9 protein-coding genes and 5 pseudogenes are annotated in these 9166 nt (G+C 67.9%); 8 read left to right on the top strand and 6 right to left on the bottom strand.

Annotated elements, in window-relative coordinates; all coding sequences use genetic code 11:
• Positions 1–94, bottom strand: a pseudogene (locus tag AB0950_RS40060) (IS5/IS1182 family transposase); the annotation flags it as partial.
• A 369-nt stretch (positions 95–463) separates the two neighbouring features.
• Here AB0950_RS40060 and AB0950_RS40055 point away from each other — a divergent pair.
• Positions 464–856 (top strand): annotated as a pseudogene (locus tag AB0950_RS40055) (IS701 family transposase); the annotation flags it as partial.
• A 319-nt stretch (positions 857–1175) separates the two neighbouring features.
• Positions 1176–1784: a hypothetical protein gene (locus tag AB0950_RS40050; protein ID WP_366780774.1), complete on the top strand. Its 609-nt coding sequence runs from the start codon at positions 1176–1178 to the stop codon at positions 1782–1784.
• 189 nt (positions 1785–1973) lie between these two features.
• Here the strand turns inward: AB0950_RS40050 and AB0950_RS40045 are convergent, their stop codons facing one another.
• The 5 genes and pseudogenes from AB0950_RS40045 to AB0950_RS40025 all read right to left on the bottom strand — a co-directional run.
• Positions 1974–2429, bottom strand: coding sequence for a MarR family transcriptional regulator (locus AB0950_RS40045; RefSeq protein WP_360162883.1), 456 nt, complete (start codon positions 2427–2429; stop codon positions 1974–1976).
• Positions 2426–2920: a MarR family transcriptional regulator gene (locus AB0950_RS40040; protein ID WP_360162881.1), complete on the bottom strand. Its 495-nt coding sequence runs from the start codon at positions 2918–2920 to the stop codon at positions 2426–2428. Before AB0950_RS40040 ends, AB0950_RS40045 begins: the two co-directional genes overlap by 4 nt.
• A gap of 10 nt (positions 2921–2930) precedes the next feature.
• A pseudogene (locus AB0950_RS40035) lies at positions 2931–3153 on the bottom strand (hypothetical protein); the annotation flags it as partial.
• Positions 3154–3356: 203 nt separating this feature from the next.
• Complete coding sequence (locus tag AB0950_RS40030) at positions 3357–4193, bottom strand: hypothetical protein (protein WP_360162878.1); 837 nt, start codon at positions 4191–4193, stop codon at positions 3357–3359.
• Between the two features lie 25 nt (positions 4194–4218).
• Positions 4219–4320, bottom strand: a pseudogene (locus AB0950_RS40025) (IS5/IS1182 family transposase); the annotation flags it as partial.
• A 457-nt stretch (positions 4321–4777) separates the two neighbouring features.
• Here AB0950_RS40025 and AB0950_RS40020 point away from each other — a divergent pair.
• The 6 genes and pseudogenes from AB0950_RS40020 (at position 4778) to istB (ending at position 9017) form a co-directional block, all read left to right on the top strand.
• Entirely contained in the window at positions 4778–5083 is a 306-nt protein-coding gene (locus tag AB0950_RS40020; protein ID WP_360162872.1) for a transposase, read from the top strand.
• 47 nt (positions 5084–5130) lie between these two features.
• A pseudogene (locus AB0950_RS40015) lies at positions 5131–6185 on the top strand (IS110 family transposase); the annotation flags it as partial.
• A 12-nt stretch (positions 6186–6197) separates the two neighbouring features.
• Positions 6198–6404, top strand: coding sequence for a hypothetical protein (locus AB0950_RS40010; RefSeq protein ID WP_366780775.1), 207 nt, complete (start codon positions 6198–6200; stop codon positions 6402–6404).
• Positions 6405–6427: 23 nt separating this feature from the next.
• A complete protein-coding gene (locus tag AB0950_RS40005; RefSeq protein ID WP_366780773.1) occupies positions 6428–6772 on the top strand; it encodes an IS3 family transposase in 345 nt (114 codons plus the stop codon).
• A 59-nt stretch (positions 6773–6831) separates the two neighbouring features.
• Complete coding sequence (gene istA, locus AB0950_RS40000) at positions 6832–8250, top strand: IS21 family transposase (protein ID WP_366780772.1); 1419 nt, start codon at positions 6832–6834, stop codon at positions 8248–8250.
• Positions 8247–9017 (top strand): IS21-like element helper ATPase IstB, encoded by a 771-nt coding sequence (gene istB / locus AB0950_RS39995; protein WP_360162863.1) that lies wholly within the window; start codon positions 8247–8249, stop codon positions 9015–9017. The genes istA and istB overlap by 4 nt, the downstream gene beginning before the upstream one ends.
• Positions 9018–9166: the final 149 nt, after the last annotated feature.

The raw sequence follows: 9166 nt of genomic DNA, 5'->3' as shown, positions 1-9166 counted from the left end.
GACCGCCGCCCTGAGGCCGGGTAGGCGCTTCTGGCACCACCCGCTGGAACAACTCCCACAACTCATCCGGCACCAGCCGCTCCACGATCCCCACGTCCGCAGGCTACCGGAGGAATCCAAATGAGATAACGTCTTATCCGCGATCGCCCGCCACGCCGGCTACGGCCCCTCCGGGGGCGCACCGCCTACGGCGAAGCAGAGATCAGGCAGGTCGCCGCGCAGATCGGCCGGGAACCGAACCGGCCCGCCGCGACACCGCCACGAGCCGCCGCCGAATACGTGTGGGGCGCCGAGGACTTATCTATGCGCCCTTGTGGGGGCGTGGTCCGGCATCGTGCTGGGAGGGGTCTGTGGCTTGTCGCTGGCTGAGATGGTGCGCGCCGGACGGGGCGGAAGCGAGCACATGGCGGTCGTGGAGTGGCCTGGCGAGGGCCCCCGCATCGACGTCCTGTTCGCTCAGGCTCCGGCCGAAGCATGGGAGAGGATCTCGTGCGGAGACGGCGCGAAAGGCCCACGCTGCTACCACTGGGCAGCGGTCCGGCTGCCGGCCGTCGCCGAGTTCGACTATCAGGGCGAGGTCCCCCACAGCATGCGGTGGGCGCTGGCCCGGCGCAGCATCAGCAAGTCTGACGAGATAGCCTGCTACCTCACTTACGCTCCTTTTGAGACAACCGTTCAGGAGCTGGTGCGAATCGCCGGGACGCGCTGGGCGATCGAAGAGTGCTTCCAGGCCGCGAAGAACGAGTGTGGCCTGGACCAGTACGAAGTCCGTCGCTACGTGGGCTGGTACCGGCACATCACTCTGGCCATGCTCGCGCACGCCTTCCTGGCCGCCACGGCGCACCAGGTCCGGTAAAAGGGAGCGGCGCCGGTGGGACAGCCGGGGCAATCGAGTTCACAGTGGCAGAGGTTCGGCAACTCCTGGCAGCTTGCCGTCCCCGACCGCCGCACCTTCGTGGCCCCCGAGGACGACACCACGTCCTGAGCTGGTCGAACTGGCACCGACGACGCCAAGCGGTCTCCCGCCGCTGTCACTACCTGCGGCACTGTCGCACGATCGAGGGGCGGCCCGTCGAAGACCACCCCTGACCACTCCGCGGCCCACTACACTCCAGCCGCCCGGCGAAAACCGCAGCTCAGACAGCGAAATCCTGCTGGAGTATTAGGGTGCCGTCATGCTTCCACACGGTCCCGGATCATCCCCCGCCGCCGAGCGGCAGGAATGGCAGCAGGCGCTGGTCACCTTGGGCTGCCAGTTGGCCGCAGTGGGGCCCCGACAGCACGAGGACTGGCTGGTGGACGCCGCGGCGGTACTCCAGTTCCGCACCCGCGATCCGCGCGGCTGGCTGCCCGACGCCCACACCAGATGGCCCGAGCGCACCAGGCACTCCCCGTACTACCCCTTCGACCGGCTGGAGCCGCATCATCTCGACCACCATCTGGAACTGCTGACCCACGAGGCGGCGGTGGAAGTGACCGCGCTGCACTGGGCCGCCACACCCTACGGCGGCGCCGAGCCGCCCGGCGCGTCCGACCCGGTGCGGCGGCGCCGGCTGTGGTCGGCGGCCCGCACCCTCCTGGCCCGCTTCGGCCCCGACGCGGAGTACGCCACCAACGCCGAGGACCTCAGCGGTGGCACGGACCCCCACTGGTACCGCGACGGCTTCTCCCTCTCCTGCTTCGCGGGGGTGGACGCGCAGCGGGACGGTCTCATCACGGACTTCGGCATCCTGGCGGTCTCGGACACGGAGGTCGGTGCGTTCTGGAACTTCTTCGTCGACTGACCCCGTCGGCGTACCCGGCCGGCCCACAGCCTGAACCTGCCACGCACCGCCGGTGGAGGGCAGGGAGACAGCTTGTCTACCTGCCCTCCACTCGGGTTGCAGGTGAGCGAGGCTGGCGCTGCGCTTCTGGATCAACAACCTCACGCGAACTGCCCTGTGATCACAGTCAGTTCAGGACCGGTTGGGAGGTCAGGCGGTCAGCGCGGCGAGCTCCGCGTTGGCGCGCTCGGTGACCAGGGCGAGGACGCGGCCGGCGGCGGCCAGGTCCTCGGTGGGTATCCCGCCCCAGATGCGGGCGGTGAGCGGGGCGGTCTGCGCGCCGACGGCGTCGAGCAGCTCGCGCCCGGCATCCGTCGGGCGGAGGTACGCGCCGTCCGTGACAAGCAGCTGCTTGGCCAGCAGCTCGTCGACTGTGGCACGGATGTGGGCCGGATCGGCCTTGAACGAGCCCTGGACCTGGGCGACGAGGTCGTCCGGTGTCTGCGGGGTGTCGGCAGCCACGGCGGTGCGCAGAGCGATCTGCTGCTCGAAGGTGATGCCGTGCCGGGCCAGGGCGTACTCCAGGACGCCTCGGGCAGCGTAGTGGGCCAGGCCGAGGGCGCGCGCGTCAGCGAGGGGCGCGGTGGCGGAGGCTGTGGCGGTCATGGTGTTGTCCCCTTAGTGCTCTGGTCGTTCGGTACGGATGGAACGAGAGGTGCGTCGAGCAGGGTCGTCAGCTCGTCGGTGAACGCGCGCGTCCGCGGGGCGTCGAGGCCGCCGAGCGGCTCCAGCAACTGCTGAAGCAGCTCCTGGACCACCGCGATGGCCTGCCGCGTAACGGCCTGTCCCCGCTCGGTAAGGGCGAGCTGTACAGCGCGCGGGTCGCGGGGATCGCGGGTGCGCTCGATCAGGCCGGCCGACTCCAGGGCGCGCGCCAGCTTCGAGACGTACAGCGCCTCCAGGCCCGTGTGGTCCGCGAGCCGGCGCTGACTGGGCCGCTCGCCGGCGCGCTGCATGCCGTACAGCGACGCGACCAGTGAGTACTGCGCGTGGGTGAGGCCCAGAGGAGCCATCGCGCGATCGACCGCGACGCGCCACTTGTTGGCGAGCCGCCATACCAGGAAACCGGGCGTGGGGCCCAGTGAACCCTTGCTCATACCTAATAGATTACATGGCTACTATATCCATGGCTAGTATTTTCCGGCGGCCGTAACGATGACACCCGACTCGGCGCTGCAACGGGCCGACGGAACCCTGCAGTCCGCCCAGCAGCACCTCGGTGAGACTGCTTACCCAACTCCTCGCCCGCCGGTTAGCCGCTCACCAGGGCGTGGTGGCCCACCGCACCCGCCACCACGTCGAAGATCAGCTCCACCGTGCGGGCGGCCTCCTCTCATCAGGGATTTTCGGACGTTGTGCCGGCGCAGGCCCTCGCGGGCGGTGAGGATCGCGGGCAGCGCGTCGGCCATGCCCTGCTTGGTCAGCATGTAGTCCGCGAATGCCTCCGCCCACTCGCGCAGCGCGGCCAGGGGGGAGGCTACGAGGTTGGAAAAGCCTCAGGCGTGCGGAAAGCCGTGCCGGCTGAAGCCGCGTTTACCGCCTCGGCGCTCCCCACCATCTCCCATGCTGGTGATAGACGCGGTTCCAGTCTTCGTCGGTGGCATCATCGGGTACTGCTACGAGCATCGATTTCGCTTCGTCACACACGCGCTCGGCCTGAGCTGCGGTCAAGTGTCGGCAGTTCCAAAGCAGCCCCGCCATCTCGGCCGCCAGCGCATCGTAGGGCCGCGACGACTCGGGGAGCTCGACGCCGATGATGGCGGCGAGGTCACCAGCCCCGATGCCAAGGGCGGTCGCGAAGCCCGTCACCAGGTCCGGCGTTAGCGGAACGCGTCCCCGGCCGATTCCGCTGATCGTGGAGGCGGCCAGGTACACGCGGCCATCGGTCAGCAGGGCCAGGGTCTTGGCCGCGGCGGTCGGGGAATGCAAGTTCCGGTTGCCGCACAGCAGGTTGGCGAGCATCGCACCGAAGCCCGACTCGTGCTGGTCATAGGTCCGCGGCGGAAGGGACGGAGGGTCTCGGAGTTCGCGCGGCAGCTGATCGACCAGCCAGTGGACGCGAGCTCTGTGGTCCGACGGCAGCGCCATCGTGATCTTGACAAGGTTCGCGATTCCGGAGCCGGCCGCCGGGTCCCAGGGGATGCGGGCTTCCGGCGCAGGGACGTCGGCGATCACATAGAGGTCGTCAGCGTGAAAACCAAGAGCGGGGGCAAGGTCATCGAGCTGCGAAGCCAGCGGCGGCACGCCTGAGACCATCGAGCGCAGTTCGATCTCCGAGACGCCGGACGCCGAGGCCAGCCATGTGACATTCATCCGACGGTGATTCAGAAGTCGGGTCAAGAGCACGCCGAAGCCTGGGTGATTCGCCATAGTGCCCATTTTTGCGACCCCAGGCGTTTGGGCTGAGGTGGAGGGTCAGCACGGCTTGGACGATTCCGGTGATGCGGGTGGTGCTGCACCCGAGTTTGCGTAGGAGCAGCCAGGTCTTGAGGGCGGCGGATCAGGACGTGGCCCAGGCTTCAACGCGCCAGCCCGGCAGTTCCTTGTCCAACCACTCCTCGACGGTCCTCCGCCAAGGATCCGAGGGATCGCTATCGGCGACGCCGGCCCAGGCGTCCTCCGCCATGTCGGAGTCGATGAACAGGCTGTCGAGGTAAGTGTCGAAGTTGTCGGCGACCTTCGTGAAGACATGGTTGCCCAGATACCCCGGCCAGGAATGGCGTGGACGAACGCAAGGAGCTGGCCATGACTGGCCGGGTTCAGGTCCAGGAAGAGGGTGTCGCTGCCGCCGTTACGGGCGATGGGCAGCAGCCCGGTCAGGGGCACGTTCTCGGCGAGCCACCCGCCGCGACTGCGCCGGTACTCTCCCAGAAGAGTGCCCCTGGGCTTGATCCGCTTTGACGGACATCCGAGATCAGGGGTTCAGCCCCGGGAGGATGTCCATCATGGAGAGCATGGGGAAGAAGAAGCCTCGCCCTCGTCGCTCGTTCACGCCGGAGTTCAAGGCGGAGATCGTCGAGCTGTGTCGACGCGGTGACCGTTCGGTCGGTCAGATCGCCAAGGACTTCGATCTGACCGAGACCGCGGTGCGTGACTGGGTGAAGCAGGCCGAGGTCGATGCGGGTGAGCGGGACGGCCTGACCAGCAGCGAACGCGAGGAGCTGGCCGCACTGCGGCGGGAGAACCGCCGTCTGCGTGAGGACGTCGACATCCTCAAGCGGGCCACGGCTTTCTTCGCGTCAATGTCAGGCTGTTGGTGATCGGTGGGTGGAGACAGGCCGGAGCCGCCTTTGGTGGTTGGTCCTTGATGTGCCGCCCTCCGGTGGCAGGATCCTGTCGACCGGCGGGCTGGCTCGTTTCTTCGCTGCCCCGTACGTGGCTTATCGGCGATGTGCCGCCCGCCGGTCGCAGGCCGTCTGGTGCGGTGTGGCTTGATAGGAGCGTGCCGCTGGCCCGATTGAGGCGTGCCCCCGGCACCGGACGATCACCTGAGCATCCGGCATCGTCGCAGGGAGGCACGTTGATCGTCGTCGGGATAGACGGACACAAGAACACGCACACGCTGGTGGCGGTCGATCCGCTGGGAAAGCGGTTGGCGGAGCTGACCGTGGCCGCCAGACCTGCTGGTCATCTCAAGGCGCTGGCCTGGCTGCACGGCTTCGGTTCGGTACTGGTAGCAGTCGAGGACTGCCGCCACTTGACCCGCCGGTTCGAGGCCGACCTGCTCAACAGTGGGCACGCGGTGGTGCGGGTGCACACCCGTCTGATGGCCGGCGCGCGACGCTCAGCCAGGGAACGCGGGAAGTCCGACCCGATCGACGCCGAGGCGGTGGCCCGGGTCGCTCTGCGCGAGCCCGACCTGCCCAAGGCATGCCTGGACGGGCCGAGCCGGGACATCAAGCTGCTGGTCGATCACCGGCGCACGCTCGTGGCCCAGCGCACCGCAATCGGCAACAAGCTGCGCTGGTTCTTGCACGAGCTCGACCCGGAGCTGGCCGTCGCCTCTCGCGGCCTGCGCCGTTTGTGCATCCTGGACCAGCTGGCCCAAGCCTTGATCCAACACCACGGGACACTCGCGGCGATCGCCGCTGAACTGGTGGCAGACTGCCGCCGCCTCTCGGAACGCATCAACGCGCTGGAGGGCCAGATCCGTCGTTTGGTCACCGCTCGAGCACCGCATCTGTTGGCGATCCCCGGCTGCGGCGTTCTGGGTGCCGCGGTCATCATCGGAGAGGCCGCCGACGCCACGCGGTTCGCCTCCAAGGCCGCCTTCGCCCGGTTCAACGGCACAGCCCTATCCCCGTCTGGTCAGGCAACAAGGTCCGTGTTCGGCTCAACCGAGGCGGCAACCGGACCGTCAACCATGCCCTCCACATGATCGCCGTGACCCAGGTGCGAGGCGACGGCGAAGGCGCCACCTACTTCACCAAACAACTCACCGCCGGCAAGACCAAGACGGAGGCCCTGCGTCTGCTGCGGCGTCGCATCTCCGACCGTGTCTACCGGGCCTTGCTCGCTGACCAATCCGACCTCGGCCAACCCCTCGACCCGCTACCTGCGCCTATGAGCCTGGCTGCTTGACATAGGAGCATCAAGGAGACCCGGTGACGGTGCACCCGTTCATCGAGGCGGAGAAGCGTGCAGGTCACAGCGTCAAACGAGCGTGTGAGCTGCTGAAGGTCTCCCGGACCGCCTTCTATGCCCGCCGCGCTGCCAAGCCTGGTCCCCGAGCGGTCCGTGACGCCGAGCTGGCGGAACAGATCGCCGACGTCCACACGAGATCGCGGGGAACCTACAGCGCCCCGCGCGTCCATGCGGTGCTCAAGCGGACAGGCGCCGGATGCGGCCGCCGACGTGTCGCGCGGCTGATGCGCACTGCCGGCTGTCGGCGTACAAGCGAACGTGCACCACCTCGTACGGATGAAAGTGCACCATTTTTGATGCGGTGACGGGGCGTCGGCCGTGAGTCTGCTGCTGTCGGTTCGGGGTGGCAGGGAGGCGGCTGACGGTGGTCTTGGATCCGCATCGCTGGCTGGAGTTGAGGCGGTTTCGTGCGCTGTACGAGTCCGGTGCGATGAGTCTGCGGGAGATCGCGAAGGAGACTGGGCTGAACCGCCGGACGGTCAGCAAGTACCTCAAGGACCCCGCATCGGTCGCGCCGCCGAAGAGAGAAGTAGCAGATCAGCGGCCTAGGCGGGTGGTGGACGAGGTCGCGCCGCTGATCGACGCGATGCTCAGGTCCGAGATCCTGCTCAAGGGCAGGGTGATCCACGAGCGCCTGACCCAGGAGTACGGGGTCAGCATCAACTACCAGCGGGTGAAGCTCTATCTGCAGGAAGCCCGGCCCCGGATCGCGGAGGAAATGGGCATCAGCCCGGGTGAGCTGGCGGGCCTGCACCGGCGCTTCGAGGTCGTCCCTGGTGCTCAGGCCCAGGTCGACTGGGGAGACGAAGGCAAGATCCTCACCCATGTCGGCATCCCGAAGGTCTACTCGTTCCACATGACGCTGTCGTACTCGCGCGACCCGTTCTGCTGCTTCACCACCAGCCAGGACCTGGCCACGTTCTTTGACTGCCACCGGGCCGCGTTCGCGCACTTCGGCGGGGTGCCGATGAGCATCGTCTATGACCGCACCAAGACGGTCGTGCGCCGGCACGTCGCTCCCGGTGAGGCGGTTCCGCTGCACCCGGAGGCGGTCGCCTTCGCCGGGCACTACGACTTCGACATCGACGTGCTGGCTGCCTACCGGCCGCAGGGCAAGGGGCGGGTCGAGCGGCAGGTGAACATCGTCCGTGACCACGTCCTGGCCGGTCGGGCCTTCTCTTCCATCGAGGAGCTGAACGCTGCCTTCGCCGCCTGGGTGCCGCTGCGGCGGGCGAAGGTCCACGGCACCCACGGCGAAGTCATCGGACACCGGGCCGTGCGCGACCACATGGCCCTGCGTCCGCTGCCGGCGACCCCGTATGTGGTCATGCAGCGGCACCTGCGGCACGTCGGCAAGGACTGCCTGGTCGCCTTCGACGCGAACCTCTACTCCGTTCCCGCCCGCAAGGTCCGACCCCGTCAGCTGGTCGAGATCCGAGCCACGAAGTCGCAGGTCAGCCTCCATTCAACCGTCCCCGACACAGGTGGCCAGACCTTGTTGGCCGTCCACCCGCGGGCCGTTGGCCGAGGCGCCCGCATCGTGGATGAGACTCACTGGGACGGCCTTCCCACCGGCGCCGGCCGCCGCGTCACCACCGGCGACGCTCTGCCCTCGCCCCGCCGCGACCAGGCAGTCGGGCCCGAGGCCGGACCGCTGCAGGCTCTGCTGAACCGGGCCGCCGCCGCGAATGTCGAGGTGGGCCGCCGTCCGCTGTCGGTCTATGACGAGCTGACCGGCACCCGCCCCTTCACTGCCAACTCCGCCAGCAAGGAAGTCCGTTGAGCGAGCTGACCAGCACCCGCATCCGCACCACCGCCGCCAAGCTCGGCCTGCCACACCTGGCCGAGGCCCTGAACCAGTACATCCAGCGGGCGGATGAGGCCAAGATGGGCTACCTCGACCTGCTCGACCTGGTGCCGTCCGAGGAACTTGCTGTCCGCGACGACCGCCGCTTCCGCAACGGCCTGAGGTTGTCGAAGCTGCCGCACCACAAGACGCTGGAGGACTACGACTTCTCCTTCCAGCCCGAGCTCGACCCACGCAAGGTCAAGGACCTGGCCACCCTCTCCTTCGTCGAGGAGAAGGCCAACGTCGCTCTGCTCGGGCCGCCCGGCGTCGGCAAGACGCACATCGCCGTCGCCCTGGCCGTCGCGGCCTGCCGGGCCGGCTATTCGATCTACTTCACCAGCCTCGACGACATGGTCCGTCACCTCAAGGCCGCGGAGGACCAGGGCCGTCTGATCAGCAAGCTCACCAGCTACCTTCGGCCAAGCGTCCTCGTGGTCGACGAGGTGGGCTACCAGCCGCTGGAGCGGGCCGAGGCGAACCTGGTCTTCCAGGTGATCTCCAAGCGCTACGAAAAGGGCTCGATCATCCTGACCTCGAATAAGACCTTCGGCGAATGGGGCCAGGTCTTCGGCGACGAGGTACTGGCCACCGCGATCCTCGACCGCCTCCTGCACCACTGCGAAGTCGTCCCGATCAACGGCAACAGCTACCGGCTCAAGAACCGCCTCCAGGCCATCGAGCGGGACACCGACGTGGCCTGAGCTGTGGTGCACACAACTTCGTACTCGGTGGTGCACTCAGAGGAGTACCTGGACAGTTGATCGCCTCCGTGATGTCTTCCGCGCCGAGTCCGCGCACCAGCCGCCGCTTGTCGAGGACGCTCTCGGCAAGCAGATGCTCGCCCTCCTTA

This window comes from Streptomyces sp. NPDC007189 (assembly GCF_040703635.1).
In the GTDB taxonomy this organism is placed as follows: Bacteria; Actinomycetota; Actinomycetes; order Streptomycetales; family Streptomycetaceae; genus Streptomyces.
Note: the sequence above shows the minus strand (reverse complement) of the source record. Positions and strands in the feature narration are given on the sequence as shown.